At 30.8% G+C, this 25,916-nt stretch carries 27 protein-coding genes; 5 read left to right on the top strand and 22 right to left on the bottom strand.

Features of this window, described 5'->3' with window-relative positions:
• From SPD90_RS01820 to SPD90_RS01805, 4 genes are all read right to left on the bottom strand, one after another.
• Positions 1-845, bottom strand: an 845-nt coding sequence (locus SPD90_RS01820) for a FecCD family ABC transporter permease (RefSeq protein WP_320924129.1), incomplete at its 3' end; no start/stop codon positions are given.
• A gap of 96 nt (positions 846-941) precedes the next feature.
• Entirely contained in the window at positions 942-1,874 is a 933-nt protein-coding gene (locus tag SPD90_RS01815) for an iron-hydroxamate ABC transporter substrate-binding protein (protein ID WP_320924128.1), read from the bottom strand.
• Positions 1,875-2,047: 173 nt separating this feature from the next.
• On the bottom strand, positions 2,048-3,448 hold the full coding sequence (locus SPD90_RS01810; protein WP_320924127.1) for an MATE family efflux transporter: 1,401 nt from the start codon (positions 3,446-3,448) through the stop codon (positions 2,048-2,050).
• Between the two features lie 54 nt (positions 3,449-3,502).
• Positions 3,503-3,721, bottom strand: a complete 219-nt coding sequence (locus tag SPD90_RS01805) for a hypothetical protein (protein WP_320924126.1) — start codon at positions 3,719-3,721, stop codon at positions 3,503-3,505.
• Between the two features lie 163 nt (positions 3,722-3,884).
• Here SPD90_RS01805 and dpaL point away from each other — a divergent pair, with 163 nt between their 5' ends.
• On the top strand, positions 3,885-5,114 hold the full coding sequence (dpaL, locus tag SPD90_RS01800) for a diaminopropionate ammonia-lyase (RefSeq protein WP_320624145.1): 1,230 nt from the start codon (positions 3,885-3,887) through the stop codon (positions 5,112-5,114).
• Between the two features lie 54 nt (positions 5,115-5,168).
• A complete protein-coding gene (locus SPD90_RS01795) occupies positions 5,169-6,107 on the top strand; it encodes a D-aminoacyl-tRNA deacylase (RefSeq protein ID WP_320924125.1) in 939 nt (312 codons plus the stop codon).
• Positions 6,108-6,190: 83 nt separating this feature from the next.
• Here SPD90_RS01795 and SPD90_RS01790 read toward each other — a convergent pair whose 3' ends face one another.
• A complete protein-coding gene (locus tag SPD90_RS01790) occupies positions 6,191-7,066 on the bottom strand; it encodes a YitT family protein (RefSeq protein WP_320625649.1) in 876 nt (291 codons plus the stop codon).
• Between the two features lie 208 nt (positions 7,067-7,274).
• Here SPD90_RS01790 and SPD90_RS01785 point away from each other — a divergent pair, with 208 nt between their 5' ends.
• Complete coding sequence (locus tag SPD90_RS01785) at positions 7,275-8,033, top strand: sulfite exporter TauE/SafE family protein (RefSeq protein WP_320924124.1); 759 nt, start codon at positions 7,275-7,277, stop codon at positions 8,031-8,033.
• Positions 8,034-8,137: 104 nt separating this feature from the next.
• Here SPD90_RS01785 and SPD90_RS01780 read toward each other — a convergent pair whose 3' ends face one another.
• From SPD90_RS01780 to SPD90_RS01735, 10 genes are all read right to left on the bottom strand, one after another.
• Positions 8,138-9,235, bottom strand: coding sequence for a C40 family peptidase (locus tag SPD90_RS01780; RefSeq protein ID WP_320924123.1), 1,098 nt, complete (start codon positions 9,233-9,235; stop codon positions 8,138-8,140).
• Between the two features lie 192 nt (positions 9,236-9,427).
• Complete coding sequence (gene pepT, locus SPD90_RS01775; protein ID WP_320924122.1) at positions 9,428-10,651, bottom strand: peptidase T; 1,224 nt, start codon at positions 10,649-10,651, stop codon at positions 9,428-9,430.
• 36 nt (positions 10,652-10,687) lie between these two features.
• Positions 10,688-11,263 (bottom strand): TetR/AcrR family transcriptional regulator, encoded by a 576-nt coding sequence (locus SPD90_RS01770; RefSeq protein ID WP_320625653.1) that lies wholly within the window; start codon positions 11,261-11,263, stop codon positions 10,688-10,690.
• Between the two features lie 59 nt (positions 11,264-11,322).
• Positions 11,323-11,961, bottom strand: a complete 639-nt coding sequence (locus SPD90_RS01765) for a YczE/YyaS/YitT family protein (protein WP_320924121.1) — start codon at positions 11,959-11,961, stop codon at positions 11,323-11,325.
• Positions 11,962-12,134: 173 nt separating this feature from the next.
• Entirely contained in the window at positions 12,135-12,911 is a 777-nt protein-coding gene (gene murI / locus SPD90_RS01760) for a glutamate racemase (protein WP_320924120.1), read from the bottom strand.
• A 165-nt stretch (positions 12,912-13,076) separates the two neighbouring features.
• Complete coding sequence (locus tag SPD90_RS01755; protein WP_320924119.1) at positions 13,077-13,784, bottom strand: B3/B4 domain-containing protein; 708 nt, start codon at positions 13,782-13,784, stop codon at positions 13,077-13,079.
• 115 nt (positions 13,785-13,899) lie between these two features.
• A complete protein-coding gene (locus tag SPD90_RS01750) occupies positions 13,900-14,727 on the bottom strand; it encodes a MerR family transcriptional regulator (protein WP_320924118.1) in 828 nt (275 codons plus the stop codon).
• 82 nt (positions 14,728-14,809) lie between these two features.
• Complete coding sequence (locus SPD90_RS01745; protein ID WP_320924117.1) at positions 14,810-15,112, bottom strand: hypothetical protein; 303 nt, start codon at positions 15,110-15,112, stop codon at positions 14,810-14,812.
• A 23-nt stretch (positions 15,113-15,135) separates the two neighbouring features.
• On the bottom strand, positions 15,136-16,503 hold the full coding sequence (locus SPD90_RS01740; RefSeq protein ID WP_320924116.1) for a DUF6179 domain-containing protein: 1,368 nt from the start codon (positions 16,501-16,503) through the stop codon (positions 15,136-15,138).
• Positions 16,491-16,940: a DUF6323 family protein gene (locus tag SPD90_RS01735; RefSeq protein ID WP_320924115.1), complete on the bottom strand. Its 450-nt coding sequence runs from the start codon at positions 16,938-16,940 to the stop codon at positions 16,491-16,493. The genes SPD90_RS01740 and SPD90_RS01735 overlap by 13 nt, the downstream gene beginning before the upstream one ends.
• A gap of 254 nt (positions 16,941-17,194) precedes the next feature.
• On the opposite strand from SPD90_RS01735, the gene SPD90_RS01730 reads away from it, so the two are divergent.
• A complete protein-coding gene (locus tag SPD90_RS01730) occupies positions 17,195-17,839 on the top strand; it encodes an HAD family hydrolase (protein ID WP_320626423.1) in 645 nt (214 codons plus the stop codon).
• Positions 17,840-17,923: 84 nt separating this feature from the next.
• The gene (locus tag SPD90_RS01725) at positions 17,924-18,784 is read left to right on the top strand and encodes a nitroreductase family protein (RefSeq protein ID WP_320626424.1); all 861 of its coding nucleotides are present in this window, start codon (positions 17,924-17,926) and stop codon (positions 18,782-18,784) included.
• 98 nt (positions 18,785-18,882) lie between these two features.
• On the opposite strand, the gene SPD90_RS01720 is transcribed toward SPD90_RS01725, so the two are convergent.
• From SPD90_RS01720 to SPD90_RS01690, 7 genes are all read right to left on the bottom strand, one after another.
• Positions 18,883-21,003, bottom strand: a complete 2,121-nt coding sequence (locus tag SPD90_RS01720; protein ID WP_320924114.1) for a PTS transporter subunit IIABC — start codon at positions 21,001-21,003, stop codon at positions 18,883-18,885.
• A gap of 268 nt (positions 21,004-21,271) precedes the next feature.
• Positions 21,272-22,105, bottom strand: coding sequence for a BglG family transcription antiterminator LicT (licT, locus tag SPD90_RS01715; RefSeq protein ID WP_320924113.1), 834 nt, complete (start codon positions 22,103-22,105; stop codon positions 21,272-21,274).
• Between the two features lie 197 nt (positions 22,106-22,302).
• Positions 22,303-22,953, bottom strand: a complete 651-nt coding sequence (locus SPD90_RS01710) for an ABC-2 transporter permease (protein ID WP_320924112.1) — start codon at positions 22,951-22,953, stop codon at positions 22,303-22,305.
• Complete coding sequence (locus tag SPD90_RS01705; protein WP_320924111.1) at positions 22,953-23,804, bottom strand: ABC transporter ATP-binding protein; 852 nt, start codon at positions 23,802-23,804, stop codon at positions 22,953-22,955. The genes SPD90_RS01710 and SPD90_RS01705 overlap by 1 nt, the downstream gene beginning before the upstream one ends.
• Before the next feature lie 19 nt (positions 23,805-23,823).
• Entirely contained in the window at positions 23,824-24,198 is a 375-nt protein-coding gene (locus SPD90_RS01700; protein WP_320924110.1) for a GntR family transcriptional regulator, read from the bottom strand.
• 226 nt (positions 24,199-24,424) lie between these two features.
• On the bottom strand, positions 24,425-24,823 hold the full coding sequence (locus SPD90_RS01695) for a hypothetical protein (RefSeq protein WP_320924109.1): 399 nt from the start codon (positions 24,821-24,823) through the stop codon (positions 24,425-24,427).
• 163 nt (positions 24,824-24,986) lie between these two features.
• A partial coding sequence (locus tag SPD90_RS01690; protein ID WP_320924108.1) for a TcaA NTF2-like domain-containing protein occupies positions 24,987-25,916 on the bottom strand: 930 nt, incomplete at its 5' end.

Here is a 25,916-nt window from a genome sequence, read left to right as displayed (position 1 = left end):
TAATCTACGCCTACTATTTTTTTGACTATTTGAGGGATTATAAGTCCGACGAAAATTATATTTCCAGCCACAGAGACAGATGCTCCTGTCAGCAAAATAACTATTATCAAAGCTATCAGCCTCGTGCAGTTTGTATTTTCACCCAGACCAATAGCTACCTCCTCGCCTAAGCTAAGGATTGTGATTTTTTTAGATAAAATCATGGCGAGACTAATTCCGATAGCTCCAACTATTAAAAGTAGCTTCACTCCCTGCCATTTAACTCCTATAAATCCTCCACATATCCAAAAGCTAAGCTGCTGTGACAGATTAAAATACATACAGGCTCCAGTCGCCAACGATATAAGCAATGTTCCAAGTGCTGTCCCAGCCAAAGTAAGCTTGACAGGATCTACCTTTCCAATCGACCTTGAGCTTACAAAATAAACAAACAATCCACTTATACCGCCTCCTAAAAAGGCAAATATCATAAGCGAAAATCCGCCTATAACTATATTTGGATTTATCTGCTGTAAAACTAAAGCCACAGCCACCATAAATGTAGCACCCTGAGTTATACCTATAACCGACGGTTCAGCTATTGGATTTCTAGTTATCCCCTGCATGATTGCACCTGACACCGCCAAAAATCCTCCGACCAACGCACCGGCAAGTGCCCTAGGTATTCTGACATCTCTTATAATTTTCGATTCTATATCATTATTATTTGTAAATAAACTATCTATCATAGTCGAAAAGCTTATATCCTTCGCACCTATAGATACCGATATGAATATTCCCAAGGCAAGTAATATCAGTCCTAACACTATCAAAATATACGAATTTCTTTTATTCAAACAATTCACTCCTTTTTTGAATTTTCTAATTTATCCTCTAAATTAAACTAGGTGAATAAATAAATTTATCCACCTAATTTAAAATCAACATCGATTTTCATATTATTATATTAAAGCTTTTTTAATTTCTTCTAACAATAATTGTCTTCCCATTGGATTGTAAGCCTGTGAGAAGAATGGACTTGCATTTAAGAATACAAAGTTTCCTTCTTTTACAGCTCTTATCTCGTTAAATACACTGTCTTTTTCTAAATCCTGCTTATCAGATTCCATACCGATTACTATTATGTTATCTGCATCTATTTCTGTAAGTCCTTCTATACTAACAGTTGGAAGAGTTATGCTGTCTTGTTCTGGCATATTTGCTGGTTGTTTAAGTCCCATATCTTCTTTTAAAATAGTTCCCATTCCACCTTCTGTGAATATCATAAATTGTCCTGATGACGCTAGAGCAACTACATATGATTTATCACCATTTGCTTCTTTTATTTCATCTCCAATTTTTTTAGCTTCTTCATAGTAAGAATCTAACCATTTTTTAGCGTCGTCTTCTTTTCCGAATAATTTAGCAACCTGTTCTAAATTTTTTTCCCAATCATTTGAGTAATCCTCAAGCATTACAACTGGCGCTATTTCTTTTAATTCATCGTATATTTTTTCTTGTCTCGGAGCCATTATTATTAAATCTGGCTCAGCTTCTATTATCGCCTCTATGTCCATAGTATCGCTCATTGAATGTCCGACTACTTTTACATCTTTAAAAACTTCAGCCATATAAGATGGTACGTTTTCTGTATCATAAGAATCAACGTTAGCAGTTGCTACTGGAGTATATCCCAATATAGCTAATTCCTCACTACTTCCAGAAATATCTACTATACGACTTGGATTTTTTGGTATTTCTACTTCTCCCTTTGAAGTCTCTACAACTCTCATTTTAGTTTCTCCTGCTGTTTCGTCGCTATTTGAGCATCCTGTAAATAGCATCATCGATAATATCGCTATCAACGACATTGCTAGTATTTTTATTTTTTTCATATTTATTCCTCCATTATGATTATATTTATCTATAGATAATGATTATCAATTCTTGTAGATAAATTATATCAAATTTTAAAATCTGCGCAATATAAATCGCCCATTTCCATAATTTACATATTTCTATCAAAAAAAATAAAAACTGGAGATATTTTTACTATCCCCAGTTCATTTTAATTACAGTCTAAACAACTCTCAGACTTATTTTCTATCGAACTCTGTTTTTGATAAAGCTTTTTGCTTTTATATAAAACTATAAAAATCAATGCCATAATAATTCCTTTAAAATTACTGCTTATTGTGACACTCCACCAAATTCCATTAAGCCCAAGTAAACTTGCACTGCTAAATAAAATAGCCATAGGAATTCTAGCCAGATTCAAGGTTATACTTACAAAGGAAGGTATATAAGTTCTACCCAAACCTTTAAAAATACCAGTAACAGTTATTTCTATACACATAAGCAATTGAGAATACCCCAATATTCTCAAGTAATCTGTTCCCTTTAAAATAGCATCAGGCTCATTTATAAATGCACTAAATATGTATTTTCCTAAAAATATTAGAATTGCCGATGTTACACTTCCCCAAATCAAAGCTCCAACTAGCGCTATTTTGCTACCTTTGCCAATTCTATCGTATTTACTAGCTCCATAATTTTGACCAGTAAAAGTCGATAAAGCAGCCGCAAATCCATCTGCACTCATCCACGAAATTGACTCTATCTGAGATCCTACCTTTTGAACCGCAATAGCAACCGGTCCAAATGACGCCACTATAACGCCCATAGCCATCGATATAAGCGTAAATAATGCATTTTGAATAGCTACAGGAAAACCTAATTTATATAAAATCTTAAAATACTTCCACTCTATATTTCTAAAATACTTCACCTTGAAGTATTCCTCATTATTTTTCACTATAATACTTATAAATACAAAGCTAACTATTATCTGAGATGTCACAGTCGCAATACCTGCCCCATTGACTCCAAGTGCTGGTATAGGTCCAAGTCCAAATATCATAATTGGATCCAAAACTATATTTGCAATAAGGCCTATAGTATTTATTTTAAAAGGAGTCTTACTATTTCCAAGACCTATAAATATCGATGTAAAAACCGGATTTATAAAGTAAAAAATCATTCCGCATGCCACTATTATTAAATAACTCCTAGACATAGCTATTACTTGATTATCTCCCAAATTAAAAAGACCTATAAAAGGTTTATTGAAAATAATTAAAATCAAGCTATACGTTATAGATAAAAATATATTTAACTCTATAGATGATTTTATATATGCTTTAACCTCTTTTATATTTTTTTCGCCCATACTCTGTGCGACCTTTACTTCTCCTCCAATTTTTGAAAACAAAATAAATGCCATGGCAAGCCATGTATAAAAACCAGCAGTTCCAACTGCTGCAACTGAGTCACTTCCATTTCTCCCTACCCACATCATATCGGTTAAATTATATGCTATCTGGATAAAGGAGGTAGCCATTATTGGGATAGCTATTTTTACTAGCTTCTCTACAATTCCCCCTTCTGTCAAATCAATCTTCTTATCCATATTTTCCTCCAAATTTTACACAACTAAATATTTTCAATATCCACACAAAAATAACTAAAATCCAAGTGATTTTAAATCTAATCTACTATATGATACAAAAACTAATACTAAGCCTATTATAAAAGCCACCAATATTATTAGTTTTACATAATTATTGACTTTAACTTTTTTCCTCAATTGATACATAATCATAAAAACAAAGCTTATTATACTTATAAAAATCGCCATAACACCGACAGTAAGTACAAATGCAGTTATTAAAAGACCATCCATCGTCTTTCCTCCTTACTTTTTTATAGTTAACAATATTGTATCATATATTTTATTTATACAATATTGTAGTTATATAAATCAGCAATATTTAGGTAGAAATAGGTAAAATTATAAAATATAATTATATTAATCGAGAAAATTTTTATTACAAGGAGTTTTTAATATGATTAAATACAAAGAACATTTTGGAATAAGTATAATTTCTACTGAAACAAATCCTTCAACTTATGTAGATTTTTTAACAGAAGCTATTGTAAATGACGTTGAAAAATTTCATAAATCTATAGAAGGCTACGAAAAAACACCACTAGTTAAATTGGACAATCTAGCAAGAAAATTAGGCGTAAAAAACATTTTTGTAAAAGATGAATCCTACAGATACGGACTTAATGCATTCAAAGGGCTTGGAGGCTTATACGCTATATTTAGAATTGTATGTGATAAATTAAATTTAGATCCTTCTTCTACAACATTTGAAGACCTTCAATCAGAAGAAATAAAACAAAAATTAAAGGATATAGTATTTGTAACAGCTACAGACGGGAATCACGGAAAAGGCGTGGCTTGGGCTGCAAACAAACTAGGCTGCAAGTCAGTAGTATTTATGCCTAAGGGAAGTGTACTAGCTAGAGCTAAAGCTATCGAAAGCATGGGAAATTCAACTGTCACAATAACAGATTTAAACTACGATGATGCAGTTAGAAAGGCGTCTTCTCTAGCTGACGAAAAAGGATGGTATCTAGTTCAAGATACTGCTTGGGAAGGATACGAAGATGTTCCTAACTTCATAAGCCAAGGCTATACTATTATGGCGAAGGAAGCATTAGATGAATTAAACGAACTTGGAATAGAAAAACCTACTCATTTATTCCTACAAGCTGGCGTCGGCTCTATGGCGGGAAGCGTGCTTGGATATATGGTCAATAGATTCGATAAAAAGCCACCTATAACTACTATAGTTGAACCTGCTACTGTGGCATGTATTTATAAATCTGCACTTGCTGACGATTCAAAGCCTCACGCTGTTACAGGTGACCTACAGACAATTATGGCTGGACTTAACTGCGGCGAACCTAATACTGCTACATGGCCTATATTGAGAGATTATGCAAGCTTCTATGCTGCTTGTCCAGATTATGTAACTGCTAGAGGAATGAGAGTACTGGCAAGTCCTATAAACGACGATAAAAAAGTTATCTCTGGTGAATCAGGTGCAGTCGGCACTGGTCTTTTATCTATTTTAATGGAAAAAGATGAGTTTATCGATATAAGAAAAGATATGAACTTAGATGAAAACTCAACAGTTTTAATATTCAGCACAGAGGGAAATACTGATCCTAAAGGATATGATGAAATTGTCTACGATGGAAGAAATTACAGTCCTTTTGTTTAAAATTATAGACTGATTTATAAAAATATTTTACTTAATACCAAGGAGGATAAAGCCATGAAAAAAGCTGTATATTTTTTCTGTACAGATTACGAAAGAGATGAAGTCGCACCGAGAGTGTTAGATTATTCAAAGGAAAATTACGATTTAAAGCTTGCTGATTTTAAATTTGCAGATAGAGATGTATATGAATACACAGATGATATGGGTAATTTATTTTCATATGTAGAAACTGACAAGGTCTTAAGCTATGACTACGATTTATACATACCTCTTTTAAATAAATATTTTGGAGATTACGATGTAGCCGGAGTTATAAACTGGCACGGTGGTAAAAATGCCCCAGACAAAATACTTACTGTCCATTCAACTGGAGATGTCGTCGGCAAGGTATTTGCTCCATCAAATCCAATTTACCTTAGAAACCTACTACTTGCAATAGAGGAAAACCGTGTAAAAGAAGGATTAGACGATTTTACGACAATGACAGAGGCTACACATTGGACTGGTACTATCCAAGGTCAAGATATAAACCTAATAGATAAATACCAAGTTCCTATATTCGACATAGAAATAGGTAGTACGCTTGAAAGCTGGAAAAATCCAGTCGCAGTAGGCATACTTTCAAACTCTCTTTTAAGAGTTTTTGACAACGAAAAGGATCCTTCCTTAAACGATATCAAGGTTTTACTTTGCGCAGGTGGAATGCACTTTGAAGAGAGCTTTTCAAATGTAATATTAAACACAGAAAAACCGATTTCAATTGGACACGTATTATCTGGCCAATGGATGGTTCAAGGTGAATACGACAAGGATGAAAATTATCAATACCTAAAGAAATGCGTGGAATCAATCTCTATGAAGGTAGACGGAATAGTTTTCCACGACAATATAAAATCAGCATATAAGAATCAAGTTAAAAAGCTTGGAGAAGAGCTAGGTATACCAGTTTTTAAATATAAAAAGCTAAAAAATCCTAAGGATTTACCACTATAAAATTATCAAAATAAAACAAAATAAGGGAGCCATATAAACAGACTCGTTTTATATGCTCCCATTTATTTTTTAAGCTTTGGTTTTTAATCTACTATATTTTCATTCTTTTTCTTTTTGATATGTTTTCCAACTATCTCATTTACATCAGTTATTGTCACAAAAGCAGAATAATCATCTGCTGCCACTATTCTCTTAAGCTCTGGAATTTCTATTCTCGTTACAACTGCATATAAAACGACCTTTTTACCACTTATAAGTCCTTCTCCTTCTAGCATTGTAACTGTTCTACCTAGATGCTTGTATATACTGTTTGCAATCTCTTCACCGTGGTTAGTTATAATCATAGCTGCCTTAGCCTGTTCTAGACCCTCAGATACCATGTCGATGATTTTGAAGGTTATAAAATAAGTAAGAATAGAATACAATGCTCTATCCCATCCAAATAACAAGCTTGCTGTAGCATATATAAAGAAGTTAAAGAACATCACTACTTGACCTACAGAAAATGACATCTTCTTGCTGATCAATATAGCGACTACCTCTGTACCATCTAAGCATGCACCGTATCTAATTACAAAACCAACACCAATACCTAATAAGACTCCTCCAAAGACTGTTGCAAGTAATATGTCATTTGTCAATTCCTCTACAGGTTTAAATTGCTCTAATAAAATTGAAAATACTACCATTGCATAAGCGGCTTTTATTAAAAAGCTCTTTCCCAATTGCTTATATCCTAAAATTAAAAATGGTATATTTAATACCAAAGTAAGTATACTTAATTGAATTTTAGTTACATAGCTCAACATGATAGATATACCTATTATGCCACCGTCGATTATATTATTAGGAACTAAAAATATTTCTAGGGCTACAGCTGCAAAGGTTGCACCAATAGTAATGAGTAAAAAAGAAATGAATTGATCTAGTAGACTTTTGTTGTTACTCTGATTCGTCATACTAATACCCCTTTTCTTATTTAGATTATAAGTGTCCAAAATATAAATTTTATATTTTTTTCTAAAATCCTCTTTATTTTTTACATTTTTTACAATTTTTTAACATTTTCGCCCCTCCCACATTTACAAAACATGGATTTAATATATAATAATTATGTATGTTATTTTAATTAATCGATATATTATACAACTAGAAAGGATTATATTTATGGAGTTAACTCATTTATTTTTCTTATGTCCATTTATGTTTTTAGCTGGATTTGTTGATTCTGTAGCAGGTGGTGGCGGTTTAATTTCGATACCTGCTTATATGGCGACAGGGATGCCTATGCATTTCGTATATGGATGTAATAAATTTTCCAATTCATGTGGAACTACTTTAGCCACAGTGAAATATTTCAAAGAAGGTGCACTCGATTTAAAGGTTGCAATCGTATCTGCAATCGGTGCTTTCATAGGCGCGGGAATAGCGACAAAAATTGTGCTACTTTTAGATAATGATTTATTGAAAAAAATGCTTATAATAATACTTCCTATTATGGCATTCATTATTTTATTTAGATTAAACAAAATCGAAATAAAAGACTCTGAAGATACTCAAAAGAAAAAGAGCTTGTTTTTAGCATTGTTAATAGGATTTATCTGCGGAGGCTACGACGGTTTATTTGGACCAGGTACTGGAACTATCGCCATTATGGCATTTGCACTTATACTTAAATACGAAATAACAACAGCATCAGGAAATGCAAAGCTACTTAATTTAATGTCTAATTACGCTTCTGTAATCGGATATTTTATCTCTGGAAGTATCTATTTCCAACTTGCTATACCTTGCGCCATATTCAATATAGCTGGAAGCTATATTGGCTCAAGCCTAGCTATAAAAAACGGAATAAAATTCATAAGACCTATGATGGTCGTAGTCGTAGTTCTTTTATTAGGCAAAACAATATTAGAAATGATTTAAAGGCTATTAGCTCTTATGTTATTTTATGATTCAAATTTGATATTTATTCAAAAAGTCAGTAAGATGGAATTTCCCATATTACTGACTTTTATAATTTCTATATTCTATAAAACTCTTCTAGCATTTACATATGCATTTTGATAATAACTGCTGTTAAAATCTGCGATTGCTATTTTCTTCTGACTGTAAGATGCATGTATTATTTTTCCATCTCCTATGTAAAGTCCGACATGTGATACAGCCCCGTTATTTGAGCCATTAGTATCGAAAAATACTAAATCTCCTGCTCTCAAATTACTCTTACTTACATATGTACCGTATTTACTTTGTTCACTTGAAGTTCTAGGTAAAGTTATTCCTGCTTTATTTTTAAATACATAATATGTAAATCCTGAACAGTCGAAGCTATTTGGTCCTTGTGCTCCCCATACATATGGTTTTCCAAGCTGACTCTTAGCATAAGCAACTACTGCACTCGCACTTGTTGATACTGAACTACTACCTGTTGAGCTTGAACTTGAAGATGGTTTAGAGCTTTGTAAATATGAACTATCTACATATCCTGTTTTGCCATTATAGTTTATTTTAGACCAACCATTAGATGTCGATAAAACTGTTACTTTTTCACTATAATCTAATTTTCCTATTTTAGAATAGCTAGTTGATGGTCCTGTTCTTACATTTAATCCAACTGTGGCATTTACGTACTTAGTAGTTCCGCTACTTTGAGAAGTTGAACTTGATGAACTGTAGCCTGATACATAGTCCTTGTATATATATCCAGTTTTACTGTTGTATTTTGCTTTTACCCAATTTCCACTAGTGCCTAGAACCTCTACATAGCTTCCCTTTGAAATTGTAGTTATTCTAGAGTAGCTAGTCGATGGTCCTGTTCTAAAATTAACATTTGCTGTTACAGTTTTTAAAGATGTAACATAATCCTTGTAAACATATCCAGTATCATTTCCGTATTTTACGTTGATCCAGTTTCCTTTTTGTCCTAAATAAGTTAATTCATATCCTTTGTATAATTTTTTTATCACAGAGTAATCCATAGAAGGTCCTTTTCTAAAGTTTACTCTCGCTGTCACAGTTATAGTTTGGCTTGCTGCCTCTACTTGAGATATATTCGCTAATGGCATTACTATTGCAGATGCCATCACAGCAGCGCTAGCAATTGCATAAGATTTATTTATACTCATAATTTAAATCCCCCATTTCTAGTAAATTTTTACCTTATATAGATATTGTTACATTTTTGTAACTTTTTTGCAAGTGTTTTTTGTTACTTTTCTGTTACTTTTGTAAGTTGTAACTTTTTCCAGCAAAAAAGAAGTTATCTATTAGTCTGTATTTTTCAACTAATAGACAACTTCTTTTAACGTATCTCAAACTTATTTATTGTTATTTTTTACAATGTTTACAATAACTTCCTTTGCCTTTAACATTTCTTCTGCAACAGCATACTCGTAATATCCGTGGAAATTATATCCACCTGTAAATAAATTAGGTGTAGGAAGACCCATATATGAAAGTCTTGCACCATCAGTACCACCACGAATTGGAACTACTTTTGGCTCTACATCTGCTTGCTTCATAGACTCTTTAGCTAAATCAACTATATACATAACTGGTTCTATTTTCTCTCTCATATTGTAATAGCTATCTTTTATATCGACTAAAATTCTATCCTCTCCGTATTTTTGTTGTAGAGTTTTAGCGATTTCTCTAATTTTATTTTTCTTTATTTCTAATTTTTCTAAATCAAAATCTCTAAGTATGTAAGATAGCTTAGCTTGATCTACTTCGCCACTCATTGAGTTAAGCATATAAAAGCCTTCATAACCCTTTGTTTTTTCTGGTACCTCGTCCTTTGGTACCATAGAGTGAAATTCAGATGCCACACTTGCAGCATTTATCATCACTCCATACGCATATCCTGGATGTACGCTTTTTCCTATTATTTTTATATTAACACCAGCTGCGTTGAAGTTTTCGTATTCTAATTCGCCTATTTCTCCACCATCTACTGTATATGCAAAATCTGCATCAAATTTTTCCACATCAAAGTAATCAGCTCCTCTACCGATTTCTTCATCAGGTGTAAAACATACCTTTATATCAGAGTGTTCTATATCGGGATTTTCAACTATAAATTTTAAAGCCTCTATTATTTCGGTTATACCAGCCTTGTTATCTGCTCCAAGCAAAGTAGTTCCATCTGAAGTTATTATAGTTTTTCCGATTTTATCAGATAAAATCTCAAATTCACTTGGTGATAAAACTATATTTTCTTCTTTATTTACAACTATATCTCCACCGTCGTAATTTTCGTGAATTTGAGGCTCTACACCTTCTCCCTTAGCTGCTGGCGAAGTATCCATATGAGCTATAAATCCTATTTTCTTTAAATTTTTATCTGTGTTTGATTTTAAAGATGCATACACATATCCCTTGTCGTCTATATAAGCATCTAAAAGTCCTATTTCTTTTAAATCCTCTACTAATATTTTACCTAGATTTTTTTGAATTTCTGTACTTGGAACTGTACTAGATTCTTCATCACTGGTAGTATGTATTTTGGCGTATTTGATAAATCTATCTATTAAATTTTGCATAATCTTCTCCTTCTATTAATTCTTATTTACTACTTATTATTTACAGCTTTTCAAAAAACTTTCACTAAAAAACTTCCAAACCTGTTCCTTTCTTTCCTCATATCTATCTTCTCCACAATACATAAGACTCACCATAAGGCCATCTAGAAGAGCTGTGTATGTCATTGCTAGTTCTTTAGCTAAATCTTTTTGTATTCCTTCTCTTATAAGATATTTTATTATTAAATTTTCTACTGTAAAATAATAATTATCACAGTATTTTTTTATAAAATCATAGTATTTTTCTCCAAATCGATATCCTATTTTATATACAAAATTTATAGTAAAGCTTTCATCTTCTATAAATCTATCCTTCAAAGAAACTAAAAATCCCTCTAAAACTTCTAAAATAGGATCTTTCTTTTTAGAGAAATAATCAACAGCAAAATCATTCTCCGTTTTAAAAGAAATTTCTGTTGCTATTTCAAAAATTTCATCCTTGCTTTTAAAATGCGAGTATATTGTCGATTTTTTTATACCAACTAGTTCAGCTATATTGGATATAGATGTTCCATCGTATCCATTCATCGAAAAACTGTATATAGCCTTTTCTATTATTTTATTTGATGACATAAAACTAAATCTCCTTTATAATTATTCGCGCCACTTCACGAATAGTTTTCTTTATATTATTATACAACTTTATTCTTTTTAAAGTTTGAAAATATCATCTTATGTTCTACATTAGGATCGAATTTAAATATCTTAAAAACTATTTCAAGCAAATACCCAAAACAGAATGCTGATATTATAGTTCCTATACCAAAAGTTCCTCCCAACAAATATCCAACTACTACTGCACATATTTCCATTATAGCTCTCAACATTCCAATTGATTTTCCAGTTTTTTTATGAAGCGCAATCATAAGGCCATCTCTAGGTCCACAACCCATTGCCGGTATCAAATATGAAACTGTAGCAAGCGCCATAATAACAAGTCCCAATACAGTCATCACTACGCCTAAAAATAAATCATGTGTAATTGGAATAATATTCATGCTATCGATTACATCTATTAAAATACCTGGAACAAATATATTTCCTATAGTTCCCCATCCTAAATTTTCACCTAAAGATATAGATACTGCAATAACTATTACTCCCACTAACATAGATGCCTGTCCCATAGTCATACCTGTTGTCTTGCTGAGACCTTGATGTAGTACATCCCAAGGCGATAATCCCGCATTTGAATTTACCATTACTACAACAGCCACTGCAGTCAATATATATCCTAAGGTTAAATAAATAATTGTTTTTATATTTTTCATGACATCCTCCTAAAAAATTAAACCTCTACCACTATAAAAATCTTAAGACCGAACGATCGGTTCTATATTTTTATAATAACACAGTTTTCTATATTTTTTGTAAAATTCACAAAAATTTCATAAAAATTATAATTTCCTTAATAACAAAAATAGATTTGAAAATTAATTCAAATCTATCTTGCCAATAATTTATTAGAAAGGTTTATATATTTTTGATCCTCACTAGAATTGTAAATTTCTATCCTTCCAATATTATTTTCTTCATTTAATTCATTTTTTTCTTCTAAAACCTCTTTAAGATGTCTGCAAGTACCTAAATTTCCGTCCACTAAATTCGTATTTTGAGGAAGAAATTTTTTTAAGTAATCTCTATAAAAAATAAAATGAGTACATCCCAAAACAACGCTATCTAGATTATCTACATTTATATTTTTATAGTATTCTTCAATTTGATCTAAAACTACTTTTTCGTCATCTATCAAATCATTTTCAACTATTTCTACAAGCTTTGGACATGGCATCTTTATTACATTGTTATTTCCCATAAACTTGTTCATTAGCTTCTCAAACTTTTTTTCCTTTAAAGTAAGCGGTGTTGCCATCACTACTATATTATTATTCTTAACTCCTTGTGTTGCAACCTTCAAGGCAGGCTCCATACCTATTATAGGTAAATCCTTGTATTTTTTTCTAAGGTAGTTTGCAGATGCACTAGTTGCTGTATTACACGCTATTACTACAGCCTTTACGCCTTTTTCTATAAAAAATTCTATTATCTCAACACATCTTTTAGTAATTTCATCCTTAGTCTTTACTCCATATGGAGCATATGCTGAATCTCCGAAGTAGATAAAGTTTTCGTTTGGCATAAGCTCTTTAAGATCTCTAAGCACGCTTATTCCACCTAGACCAGAATCAAACACTCCTATGGCTTTTTTACTGTTATCCATTTAAACTCCTCCTGTATAAATTTCGCTCTTAATATATTATCACTTTTATTATTATAAAATATATATCCTTTTTATACAAAAAAATATTTTTTTAGTTCAAAATAAGCGCAAAAAAGCTGTATCTGCTTTAAATCGTCTAACAGATACAGCTTCCAAAATATCAATTTAATCTATTTCAAATTCTCTATTATCTTTATCTATAAATCCTATTTTTATTTCACAGTCGAATATCTCTTTAAGCAAGCTTGCAAGCTCTTCTCTAGCTGCCATTAAATTGTCGTAATTTGAATTTTTGAATCCATCGATTGGGAAAAATATATTTTTTGTGCTCTCTACTATCTTTCCTTCTTCACTTTGTCTCCATATCCATCTTCTAGTTCTTACCTTATCTCCAACAGCGTATACTAATTCCCCTGCGTCTAATACTTCTGCTTCTGTTTCTCCAAATGGGATAAATTTATCTCCCTCTCTTGAAAATCTCACTTCTACATCTTGTGGCATAATTGTATCTATATCGTGAGCTCCCATAGGTAGGTAGTATTTAAGGCTCATAGCATTTCCTATATCTACAATAGGGTTTATACTTGGCAATCCCTTTTTCTTAGAAACTCTTGTAAGCATAGCCTCTATAGAGCTCATAAATTTATTTGGATTTATTCCAAGCGCTCTAAAAGCCTCTCTATAGCAAGCTACTTCTTCAGATTCCTTTACTTTTTTTCCTTCGTATTTTTCTTCATTTGCTTTAATTCCAGTTTCTAATAAGTTTTGTATCTTTTCTATTTTTTGTGTATTATCGATTCCCTTTGCTACGACTATCCCAAAACACACATCATCTAACTTATCAAATACTTCCTTTTCTACAATAAACTTCATTTGTTTCACCCCTTAATGAACTATACGTTTTGTCTATTGGAGCTAATTAAAATAATTATATCTCCAGTATATAAATTATAAACCTTAAAGTAAGTATAATGTCAATATATAAATGCTATTTTTCGTTTTTCTCTACTAAAATCTGAATTTCTGTAATCATATCGTCCTCTTTTTGTATCAAAGTCGGATCTACTATCTGTATTTCAAATGGATCATCTAAGATTATATAGTCATTGTCTTCTATGTATTTTTTTATTTTATCGTAATAGGCAGGCGCATCCTTGTGGTACCCGTTAAATCTGATACTTAGATATTTGCCTTTTGGAAGCTTTTTTAGCAGTCTTCTATCGTATTTAGTTTTATCTATAATGGCAAATACGCCATCATATTGATCGTATTTTTCATTTTGAAAATTATCTTTATCTATAAAAAGTCCGACATTACCATATGATAGCGAAACCTTTTTTCTAGATTCTTTTACCAATTTTCTAACATATATTCCGATATCTTCATAAGAAATAATTTTCCCCTTTAATCTCACGATCTTTCTCTCTTCTAAATCTAATTCAACGACTTCATTTATATGCTCTGTGTTGATTGCATCTTCGATTTGTTTTATTTTTTTATCTATTTTGTATTTTATAGACTGTAGCTCTTTGATTTTTTTACATGTAATTTCTTTTTGGTAAGTCAAGCTATTTATGACATTTCCTATATTTACCTCTTCTAAGTGATATTTTATAACCTTTAAAGAAAGTCCTAAATCCTTCAAATACTCTATAGTCTCCAATTGGTCAATTTGATCCATTGAATAATATCTGTAGTTGTTCTCAGGATTTATTATTTCCGGTTTAAATAAATCTATTTCATCGTAAAATCTCAAAGTTTTTGGATTTAAATCAAATAAACTTGCCATTTCTCCAACTGTAAAGTATTGCTTCATAAATATTCCCCTTATTTTTAAATTATCATTTTCTTAAAGTTTATACTCTGTATTTTATCATATAAGTCTATACTTTCGTCATTTATAATTTTTCAAATTTATTAAAAAAAACTTCTTTATTAGATAATATATATTTCCAAAATTTTTTAGATAATCTATCGAAATCTTTATCAGTTATCTCTCTCCCTTTAAGCTCATCTGTCTTTATTTTATAAAAATAATTTCCTACATACATATATGATTTATTTTTTAATTCTTCATCTACATCCATATCGAAATCAATTTCTAACACATAAAATAAAAGTGTCGCCAAAAGTCTGATAAAGGCTATTTCTTTTTCTGTAAATATATTTTTTAGTCCAATGCAGTATTCAATTCTGTTCATAATCAACACCCCTAATAACATATCTATAACTCTATATCCACAACTTCATCCTGAATCTTATTTATTCTATCAATCGTCTGATTTTTCATATACTCGACATAACTTTGTTGCCAAGCATAATCATACTGAACATCTTTAAATAGCTCTTTTAATAAATTAAATTTTCCCATTTCTATTTCTTCATAAAACATAACTCTAACCAAAAGGGCCAATTCAACCTCGTCTAAGCTATCGAATAATAAATTATAGTCTTCTCCATAAAAGCAGTCTGCCTTTAATATATCATTAAAATCCTCGAAGGAATTTATTTTAGTTTTTATAATTTCTATTTTTTTATTTATATCGGATTCTTCTTGTATTTCTTCTAATATCTCTCTAAATTCCTCATAACTTAACGTATTTGGATTTATTGTAAATTTATTTTTGCTTGAATCTACATCTAAGTATTCATCACATATTACAGCCATTGATTCTAGAGAATTTTGATTTAGAGCTGATTTCAGTTGATCTGTAAATCTATACCTGTACAAATTTATGTACTGTAATAGATCATCATTTTCGATATTTAAAGAGCTTACCATTTTCTGCACAGCTTCATCTACTTTTTGTTCTACGTTTTCTTGATTTAAATTGTTTTTTAAATAATTTATTTCTTCACTATAAATATAAAAATCCTCAAAATCATCGTCCACAATTATAGATAATATCGTATTGTTTATCGCTATTTCAAACACGTTTGTCAATAAATCTCTATAATTTAATTTATATCTCTTGGCATTTATATCTAGCAAAGTTTCTACATCCTCGTTATCAAAGCAGTTACAAAATATATTTTCTACTTCTATTGTCTCCAAGTAATTTTTCACATAATAAATACCTCTTTGATCTAAATCACCAAATATCAACGGATAATCTACACTTATATCTATATCCTGAGGGTTAAACTCCATATCGTAGACATCAAAGAATTTTCCAAATTCCTCTATGAGCGTATCATTATATGCAATCAATTCTGTGTCGTACTTATTTTCACAAACTCTTTTATATAAACCTCTTGTTTCGTCAAATAAATACTTTAATTTTTCTTCGCCCTCTTTGTAAAGATCTTTTATAGAATTTTTCTTAAATAAATCTACGGCTTTGTCCATATTAAAATTCTCCACAAAGTTTGCATCTATAGTATAATAAATACCTTCTAATAATTGTTCTCCAACTTCAACAGTGACAGATGTACTAGAACCTTTACAGTATTTTTTAATTTTTTCTTTAAGTAAATTTCCTATATCCTGCTGTACACTTAAAATAAAATTTTCACTAAACTTTTTATTTAAATATCCCCATTTAAGTACATTAACTGTGTAATCTCGTCTTATACTTCCTAATAATTCCATAAATCGAACTCCCTCTCAAATTTAAACTCTTTTGTGTATTCCTCTACAAACCCTTGTATCTGAATTATTTCACCTGATTTATCGTCGTAAGTCTTTTTTAATATTTCTATAATTTCATCATCAGATAATAAATCCGATACCTGATTTTTAAAATAATAAAAAATTTCCTCCATATCGCTTATTACCTCTACATAATCGTCTTTTTGAGTATAAGGAGATGAATATAAAAAGGATATTATTTTCTCCAATGAATCAGTACTAGTTTCAATTCGACCTGTTTTTTTAAGTGTTTCTTTAGTGTTTTTAGCTATTTGACGTACATCCTCCTCTGTCAGTACAAGACCGTAATTTACCGATTCTTCATTTAAATTCATTAGTTTTTCACTAGAAAAATCCTGCAGCTCATTCATTGTAAATTTTAAAATATTATTTTCCAAAATTATCACTCCTTTTTTTATTTAAAAGTATTGACTTTTTGTTTATTTTATGATACTATATAATTGTATTATTATATTTATTTATAAATATATAGTAAATCCATTATGTGTTTTTGTCAACACATTTATTTTTTTGCCTATTTTTATTTTACATATCTTTATCATTTCCATTTATTTGATTCTTTAACTGAACTGTGCTATATTTAAAAGTTGTATAACAATTATTAATTTTATTTAGCAAAGAAGGGAAAATTATGAAATACGATACTGTAATTTTTGATTTAGATGGAACATTATTAAATACATTGGAAGATTTAGCAGATAGCACAAATTTTGCGCTAGAATCTTTTGGTTATCCAACTAGAACTTACGAGGAAGTCAGAATCTTTGTCGGAAACGGTATAAAGGAGCTAATGAAAAAAGCTGTCCCTACTGGAACTGACGAACAAACTACTTTAAAATGCCTACAAGCCTTCAAAGATCACTACAAAACTAATATGCAACATAAAACCGCTCCCTACGACGGTATAATAGATTTATTAAAGGAATTAAATTCGAGAAATATAAAATTAGGAATAGTATCAAATAAATACGACTTTGGAGTTAAAAATCTAAACAAATACTATTTCAAAGATTTAATACCAGTCGCAATAGGAGAACGTGAAGGCGTCAGAAGAAAGCCAGCTCCAGATACAGTTTTAACTGCAATGGAGGAATTAGGCTCAACAAGAGAAAATTGTCTATACGTTGGAGATTCTGGTTCAGATATGATAACTGCCCAAAATGCCGGTATGAAAAGCGTCGGCGTGACTTGGGGATTTAGAGATGCAGAGTCATTAAAAGAAAGTGGAGCTGACTTTTTAATAGATACTCCAAAAGAATTGTTAGAATTGTTGTAATTTTTTGTTTTTACATTTGTAAATTGTGGTATACTTTTAATAGGTAAATATTTTCAACAATTTCTAGTAGAGGAGGACTCACATATGGATTATAAAAAACTTATAATAGAAGGAAAATCATGTAGATCTTACAAATCAACACCTGTTTCTGAAGAATCATTTAAAGAATTAGAAAAATTTTTAGATTCTAGAAAAAAATTAGTAAATGATATATCAGTAGAAATTAAAACTTTTTCAAACGATATAGTAGGAAAATTACAAGGTATAGCAGGTTATCATGGAAATATAGTTGAATCACCAAACTATATGGTACTTTTATCTGATGTAAAAGATTTCTATATAGAAAACGCAGGTTATGTAGGAGAATGCTTAATTTTAAAAGCTAGAGATCTAGGTCTTGGAACTTGCTGGATTACTTTCAAGAGCAGCGACGAAATCAAAAAAGCACTAGATATCTCATCAGACAAAGAAGTTGTTGCAATTATAGCTATTGGATACGAAGATGCTTCTAAAGGATCTAAAAAATCAGCTGTAAAGGTTGGAGACAACTATTCTCAAGCTACAATGCATACTGAAGCTGCTACACCTTATAGACTTGGAGTAGAAGATATAGTTTATGTAGATACTTGGGGCAATAACGCAACTATAGATTTACTAGAAGAAAGATACTTAATCGATGCATTTAGTATATCAAGATTAGCACCATCTACTTTAAATCAACAACCATGGAGATTTATAATAGACGGTGGAAAAGTTGTATTAGCCATCAAACAAGACGATTTTGCAAGTGATTACGAAAGAAGCATAGATACTGGTATTGCTTTATTATACTTCTCTATAGTAATAGATACTACTCTATTTGATTTACACTGGACTTTAGGAGAAATCGAAAATACTTACAATGTACCTGATGACTACAAAATTGTAGGTTACTGCAACGTATAAGAATTTGTACATATTTTTAAATAAAATCAAAATTGCCGCTTCTAATTCTGAAGCGGCAATTTTTTAATATATTATAAAACTTTAAATTTGAAAGAAGTCTATTTTTCAACCTTTAGCATTTCGGCTTTTTCATCTATATCGCCATTAGCTAAAACTTTTACATCACTATAAGCGTCTGTGTTGCTTATTATTATAGGAGTTACTGTTTTATATCCAGCTTCTTTGATCTTATCCATATCAAATTCTGCTAATAAATCTCCAACCTTTACCTTATCTCCTACTTTTACATGTACATTGAAAGGTTCACCGTTTAATTGTACTGTATCTAATCCTATGTGTATAAGAACTTCCATACCTTCATCCGAAGTTATTCCTATAGCATGCTTAGTATCGAATACTACTGAAACTGTTCCGTTTACTGGAGAAACTGCTCTTCCTTCAGCTGGTTCTATTCCTATACCTTTACCTAACATTCCTGCTGAGAATACACCGTCATTTACTTCTTCTAAAGCTATTGCTTTACCTTTTATTGGAGCATATACTACTCCGCTTTCTACTTTTACATCTGCTTTAACTTCTTGTTTAACTTCTGCTTTAGGAGCTTCTACCTTTACAGTAGCAGATTTTCCGCTAGCTATGAATTTTTCTAAGTTAGATTTTATAACTGTTACCTTTGGTCCGTATACAACTTGTACACCGTTACCTTTTATGATTACACCAGCTGCACCACTTGCTTTTAACATACCTTGATCTACCTTAGAAGAATCTTTAACTGTTAAACGAAGTCTAGTTATACAGCAGTCTAAGTCAGTTAAGTTGTCATTTCCACCTAAACCTTGAAGTATTAAAGCACTTAATTCATCGTCTGCATCTTCAGCACTTTGTCCTTCTTTTTTAGCATTTACATCTGCTCTTGTATATAATTTAACTTCTGCGTTGTCATCATCTTCACGACCTGGAGTTTTAAAGTCAAATTTTTTGATTAAGAAAGTGAATAAGAAGTAGTAAACTACGAAGTAAGCTATACCTACAAATACTACGTTTATCCAGCTAGTTTTTGCATTTCCTTGAAGTATACCAAATAGGAATAAGTCTATAAGTCCTCCAGAGAAAGTCATACCAACACCAACATTTAACATATGCATTAACATATATGCAGCTCCTGCGAATACACAGTGAATTACGTATAATACTGGAGCAACGAATAAGAATGTGAATTCAAGTGGTTCAGTTATACCTGTTAACATTGAAGTTAATGCTGCTGATAATAGTAAACCTCCAACAGCTTTTCTCTTTTCAGGTTTTGCACATTTGTACATTGCAAGTGCAGCTCCTGGTAAACCAAATATCATAAGTGGGAATTTACCAGACATAAATCTAGTAGCTTCTACACTAAAGTGAGTAACACTTGGATCTGAAAGTTGAGCGAAGAATATGTTTTGAGCACCTTCTATCATCTTTCCAGCTACTTCCATAGTTCCACCAACACCTGTTTGCCAGAATGGTAAATAGAACACATGGTGAAGACCAAATGGTATTAAAGCTCTTTCCATTAAACCGTATAACCAAGTTCCTACATATCCAGAACCTCTAACTAAATCACCTACAGAGTATATAGCACCTTGTATTGGTGGCCAGATATAGAACATTGCTATACCAACAACTAAGTAAACTATTGCACTTATTATTGGAACAAATCTTGTACCACCGAAGAATGATAATACTTGTGGTAATTCAATTTTATAAAATTTATTATGAAGTGCAGCAACACCAAGACCAACTATGATACCTCCAAATACACCCATTTGAAGAGATGTCATACCTAATACATCTGCTGTAGAACCACTAAGCATGCTTTCTGCTCCACCATGAACTGAAATCATAGCACTAACTGAAGCATGCATTATGAAGAACGCTAAAGCACCTGCTAAAGCTGCAACTTCTTTTTCTTGTTTTGCCATACCTATTGCAACACCCATCGCAAATATAATTGGTAGGTTTGCAAATACTACGTTACCTGCTGCATTTAAAACTGTTAATAAGCTGTAAATAAATGTTCCAGGTCCCATAACACCCATTAATCCATATGCATTAAGCATTGTTTCGTTTGTAAATGATCCCCCTATTCCTAGGAAAAGACCAGCTACTGGTAAAATTGCTATTGGAAGCATGAATGATCTTCCGACACGTTGTAAGACTCCAAAAATCTTATCTTTCATTTTGTAATTCCTCCTTGTAATTTATTTTTTTCCTTAATTTAATAATTTCCAAATTAAAAAATTTTATTATAATCTAGTAATTTTGAGCAAATAAAAAGACCTAACTAAAAATGTATGTCCCTTTAATTTACACAACAAAATATAGATATTTACATAAAATATAAATATAAATATAGCTAAAATTAAAATATATCTATTTTTGCTGTAAACTTGAGCTTTACATCTTCTAATTAGGTCTTGCCTGCATTACCAGTCACAATCCAAGTTATTAATTTGTAGATATTCTCTTTAGGTGAATAGTTAAAAACATCATTTCTTCACCTGTAAGATTTAAGTTGTATTTTTCTTTGATGTATTCTTTGATTTTTTCTGCACAGCCGTAATCCTTGCTGTAATTTTCTCTAATCATTCTCTGTAATTGGAAATCTGTATCCTTTGTAGGTTTATTGCTGAATAACCTCTGTGCAAAATACTTCAAATGCGTGATAAATCTTCCAAAATCAAGAGAATCCTCATTTAATTCTATATTATAATAATTTCTTACTATCTCGAGTACCTCCTGCATAAATGAAGTTATCTTTATCATACTGCTCATATTTGTATGTAATTCTGCATTTACAATATGCAGTGCGATAAATCCAGCTTCGTCATCTGAAAGTCTTACATTGTGATTTTTCTCTATAATATCTAGTGATTCTAATCCCAGCTTATATTCTTGATCATAGAATCTCTTTATATCCCAAAGCAGAGCATTGCTGTACTCTTGTTTTAATTTTTTTCTTTCGATTGCAAAACTAAGGTGGTCAGTTAAAGTAATATAAATGTTGTCGTTTAGCTTTTTATTTAGCTTTAATTTTATATTGTCTATGATTTCTGTACATGTATCTATGTATTCCTTAGGCACTTGGCTTACTAGTTCCTGTAGTTTATTAGAAGTAGCCTTGTCGTCGATTCTATAAACAGCTTCTACCTTATCGTCTTTTATCCACTCTCCTGGCTTCTTCTGAAATCCTATTCCTAAGCCCCTTATAATAACCTGCTTGCCATTTTGATCTATAGAACTGATAAAATTATTATTAATTACCTTTTTTACTCTATACAATAACTATCACCTCCCATTTTGAGCATATATCAAAAAAGACCAACAAACATATAGAATACACATATAATTATCCCTATGTAGTTGGTCTTGCCTGCATTACCAGTCACAATCCATAAATATTTAATTTATTTACTTGCTCTTACAGTTATAAGAATAACATTTTCATCGAGTAATTGTCAATATATATTTTCGATTTTCTAAAATTCTTTTTTGCTGTATATTTTTAATGATATTTTGTATGATATAAAGCAAACTATAACAGCTAATACAACTAATGCTATAGGGCCTACTTTAGCTAATGTATCTAAAGTATTTGCATCTGGCATAGGTATATTAGACTTTTCAGCTATTTTTGCAACTAAAAATACTAAAATCGCTGGTATAAAAAATATCGCCATCATGATTATTCTAGCCTTTTCTGCTCCATTTTTAAATACAATAGGAATTACTATGCAGAATAATATAGCAAATATACATGGTACGATTATAGATATAACCAATATTTCTTCAATACTCAAAGGTACACCTGCAAAACTATTTATAGCTAAAGATCCAATAACACCAACTAAAATTCCAGCTACTATACACATTACGAAAAATACGTATTTAGATAAAACAATGTCTTTTCTTGTTATATTCATAGTTAGAGCGTATTTATCCCATTTTGCATAATCATCATATGACATTGTAGTTATAACCTGCATACTTAGCATCATAGTGATCATAGCACCAACAAAGGTTCCATTTTTCATAAAAATTCCATACGCTGTAAAAAATATAAAAATAAATATTAATTGCTTCATGTAACCTTTTAAATTTAATATATCCTTAATTAATAGACCTTTCATTATTTTGCACCCCTAACTGTAAATAAAATTATTTCTTCTAAATTTGTCTTATCAACTACAAATCCCATATTTTCATAGTATTCTCTGTTGTTTACCATTACCTCGCATCCAAAAGTGTTCTTTCTGATGCCGACTATATCTTCATTTTTTATTTTGTCGATTTCTTTTTCACTGCATTTTACTATTCCTGCATTGTAAATTAGTTCGTCTTTATTTTCGCTGAATATGATTTGTCCATCATTTATAAATGTTATGTAATCAGCGATTTTTTCTAGGTCGCTAGTTATATGTGAGGCTATAAGTATACTGCAGTCTTCGTTTTGTATATAATCTAGGAACATATCTAAAATCTCATCTCTGACTACTGGATCAAGTCCACTTGTAGCTTCATCTAGGATTAGAAGCTTAGCTTCGTGGCTAAGTGCTACTGCTATAGATAGCTTCATTTTCATCCCCCTTGAAAAATCCTTTATTCTTTTGTCCTTAGGTAGTTTAAATTTGTTTGTGTATTTTAGAAATTGATTTTTGTTCCAATTATGATATATATTTTGCATTATTTTATCGATATCTGGTATTTTTAAGTTGTCGTGGAAATAGCTTTCGTCGAATACTACTGCTATGTCTTTTTTTATTTCCATTTCGTTTTCTTTGAAGTTTTTTCCAAATATCTTGACTTCTCCTGAGTCTATGTTTATTAGGTTTAGAATTCCTTTTAATATAGTTGATTTTCCTGCTCCGTTTTCTCCTACGATTCCCATTATTGTTCCTGTTTCTAGTTTAAATGATGCATCCTTTAGCGAAAATCCGTCGTAAGTTTTGTTAAGATTGTTTACTTCTATTGCGTATTTCATAGTAATCCCTCCGTATTTTTTAATCCTCTTCATATAAAAGCCTTAAAATAGATTCTATCTCTTCGTAGTCTATCGAGCATTTTTTTGCTTCGTCTACTGCTTTTGATAGGTATTCTTCTATTAATCTTAGCTTTTCTTCTTTTAGTAGTTCCATGTTGGTGCTTTTTACGAAGCTGCCCTTTCCTACTACTGAATATATAAATCCACCTCGTTCTAGCTCTTCGTATGCTCGTTTTGTTGTTATTACGCTTATGTGGAGCTCTTTTGCTAGAAATCTCATCGATGGCAGAGGATCTCCTGGTTTTAGTTCGCCGCTTATTATCATGTTTTTTATTTGTGTCGTGATTTGTTCGTATATCGGCTTGTCGCTGTTGTTGCTGATTATGATTTCCACTTCTTCACCTCTTTTTATGTATATATTGTATATATCTTATATATACAATATATACTAGTATATACAATATGTCAAGTGTTTATCTTCTGTGTTTTTATTTTTACACTATTCAAGAAAAAAAGAAGATCCTTATTTCAGATCTTCTCTTATAAAATATTTCAATTTTAGTATCCAAATTTGTTAAATCCTATTCTTTGAGATTTTATCATATTTTTTCTTTCTTAATTTAATCAGAAATGTTCATATCTTTTAATGCAGATTCTACAGCATCTTTTTTTCCATAGGCGTAGATGCCCTTGTCTTTGCTAAATAGAATTCGATAATAAACATCTTTTGTCTTAATTGTATAATTACCGCCTTTAGAATTACTAGAACCAGAATAAGATGATGCATTTTCTTTTAATTTTTCAACATTTGTTTTGTACCATGCTGATGCATTCTCTATTGAATCCAAATCCCATAACTCAATATGTACATCTTTTGTTTCTGCAACATAAGCACCTTCTACATAAGAATAATTAGAATAGTCTGATGTTAGATTTGCATATTGTCCAGAATTTGAATCTGCATAATTTTGTATTGTGGATGGTGAAATATCAAAAGATGCTCCACATCCTGTTAACATTGTTAAACTTAAAAGACTAATTGCTGCTATCTTTGTTAATTTCATATAAACCACTCCCTTTTTTTATTTAAAAATAGCCATAGATAAATAAACAGTCTACCCATGGCTATTTTTACTATAATCAATATTTTAAAACCCTATATTTAAAAGTTTAATAGAAATTTTATTGATAAACTTTGCTTAATATTTCCCAATTTTCTAATCTGTCCACTTTATATTCATATACTTCTTTTTTAATTATGTAATCTGCATACTCTGTCTGAAGTCTAGTTCCATCCTGATTATTTACTGTCCATTTAACAACATACGATACCTTGTATTCTCCATTTGAAAGTTTTTTAATGCCTTTTTTTTCATAATCACTTAAAAGCACAGTTATTCCATTTTCATATGCTGAAGGAATAGTCTTTTTTAATTCCTTATATATAGGTCCATTATAAGTTACATAATCGCTGATTTCATTAAAATCTCCACAATATACAGCTCTCTCATAGTTTTCTAAATAATTTGAAACTGCTATATCTAATTTATCTGTCGGTATACTTTCTTCTTCAGCACCATTGTCATTTTTGTCTTTATCAGTACCGTTGTCATTTTCGTCTTTATCAGTACTATTATCATTTCCGTCTTTATCAGTACCATTGTCATTTTTGTCTTTATCAATAGCATTGTCATTTTTATCTTTAAATGAAAGCTTTACAACCTTCAAAATTTTATCATCGCTGTATATATTTAAATTCGTATCTGTTTCTTTAAGACCTATTACACTACATTTATCGCCTAATTGCTCTATATTTGCAGCAGTAGTATCTTCAATTTCATACTCTAATTCATATGAACTATCTGATGGTGTCACATTAGGCATTACGATTACATTTTCATTTGTAAATAACACATATCTATCTCCATCCATTTCATAATCCCCATCTAATGTAACTGCATCTATAGATATTTCATTTTTAAATATCTTTCCATTTAATACAAAATATCCACCTAAAATAATCACTATTAATGAAACAAAAGCCAACACAATTCCGATTATTTTATTGTTATTGTTTTTTTTATTTCTGTTTTGAGGCTTTTTAGGCTCACT

It is taken from the genome of Intestinibacter sp., from assembly GCF_034113885.1.
Taxonomy (GTDB): domain Bacteria; phylum Bacillota; class Clostridia; order Peptostreptococcales; family Peptostreptococcaceae; genus Intestinibacter.
Note: the sequence above shows the minus strand (reverse complement) of the source record. Positions and strands in the feature narration are given on the sequence as shown.

What these genes read in the sequence shown, in the direction of transcription:
- SPD90_RS01720 (WP_320924114.1), bottom strand. Translation starts at nt 21,003, where the DNA reads ATGAAAGATAAGATTTTTGGAGTCTTACAACGTGTCGGAAGATCATTC.
- SPD90_RS01815 (WP_320924128.1), bottom strand. Translation starts at nt 1,874, where the DNA reads ATGAAAAAAATAAAAATACTAGCAATGTCGTTGATAGCGATATTATCG.
- SPD90_RS01785 (WP_320924124.1), top strand. Translation starts at nt 7,275, where the DNA reads ATGGAGTTAACTCATTTATTTTTCTTATGTCCATTTATGTTTTTAGCT.
- murI (WP_320924120.1), bottom strand. Translation starts at nt 12,911, where the DNA reads ATGGATAACAGTAAAAAAGCCATAGGAGTGTTTGATTCTGGTCTAGGT.
- SPD90_RS01745 (WP_320924117.1), bottom strand. Translation starts at nt 15,112, where the DNA reads ATGAACAGAATTGAATACTGCATTGGACTAAAAAATATATTTACAGAA.
- pepT (WP_320924122.1), bottom strand. Translation starts at nt 10,651, where the DNA reads ATGCAAAATTTAATAGATAGATTTATCAAATACGCCAAAATACATACT.
- SPD90_RS01695 (WP_320924109.1), bottom strand. Translation starts at nt 24,823, where the DNA reads ATGTTAACAGGATGTGGAGCATCTTTTGATATTTCACCATCCACAATA.
- SPD90_RS01770 (WP_320625653.1), bottom strand. Translation starts at nt 11,263, where the DNA reads ATGTCATCAAATAAAATAATAGAAAAGGCTATATACAGTTTTTCGATG.
- SPD90_RS01705 (WP_320924111.1), bottom strand. Translation starts at nt 23,804, where the DNA reads ATGAAATACGCAATAGAAGTAAACAATCTTAACAAAACTTACGACGGA.
- SPD90_RS01805 (WP_320924126.1), bottom strand. Translation starts at nt 3,721, where the DNA reads ATGGATGGTCTTTTAATAACTGCATTTGTACTTACTGTCGGTGTTATG.
- SPD90_RS01795 (WP_320924125.1), top strand. Translation starts at nt 5,169, where the DNA reads ATGAAAAAAGCTGTATATTTTTTCTGTACAGATTACGAAAGAGATGAA.
- SPD90_RS01740 (WP_320924116.1), bottom strand. Translation starts at nt 16,503, where the DNA reads ATGGAATTATTAGGAAGTATAAGACGAGATTACACAGTTAATGTACTT.
- SPD90_RS01780 (WP_320924123.1), bottom strand. Translation starts at nt 9,235, where the DNA reads ATGAGTATAAATAAATCTTATGCAATTGCTAGCGCTGCTGTGATGGCA.
- SPD90_RS01725 (WP_320626424.1), top strand. Translation starts at nt 17,924, where the DNA reads ATGGATTATAAAAAACTTATAATAGAAGGAAAATCATGTAGATCTTAC.
- SPD90_RS01755 (WP_320924119.1), bottom strand. Translation starts at nt 13,784, where the DNA reads ATGAAGTTTATTGTAGAAAAGGAAGTATTTGATAAGTTAGATGATGTG.
- SPD90_RS01730 (WP_320626423.1), top strand. Translation starts at nt 17,195, where the DNA reads ATGAAATACGATACTGTAATTTTTGATTTAGATGGAACATTATTAAAT.
- SPD90_RS01790 (WP_320625649.1), bottom strand. Translation starts at nt 7,066, where the DNA reads ATGACGAATCAGAGTAACAACAAAAGTCTACTAGATCAATTCATTTCT.
- SPD90_RS01710 (WP_320924112.1), bottom strand. Translation starts at nt 22,953, where the DNA reads ATGAAAGGTCTATTAATTAAGGATATATTAAATTTAAAAGGTTACATG.
- SPD90_RS01750 (WP_320924118.1), bottom strand. Translation starts at nt 14,727, where the DNA reads ATGAAGCAATACTTTACAGTTGGAGAAATGGCAAGTTTATTTGATTTA.
- SPD90_RS01765 (WP_320924121.1), bottom strand. Translation starts at nt 11,961, where the DNA reads ATGAAAAATATAAAAACAATTATTTATTTAACCTTAGGATATATATTG.
- dpaL (WP_320624145.1), top strand. Translation starts at nt 3,885, where the DNA reads ATGATTAAATACAAAGAACATTTTGGAATAAGTATAATTTCTACTGAA.
- SPD90_RS01810 (WP_320924127.1), bottom strand. Translation starts at nt 3,448, where the DNA reads ATGGATAAGAAGATTGATTTGACAGAAGGGGGAATTGTAGAGAAGCTA.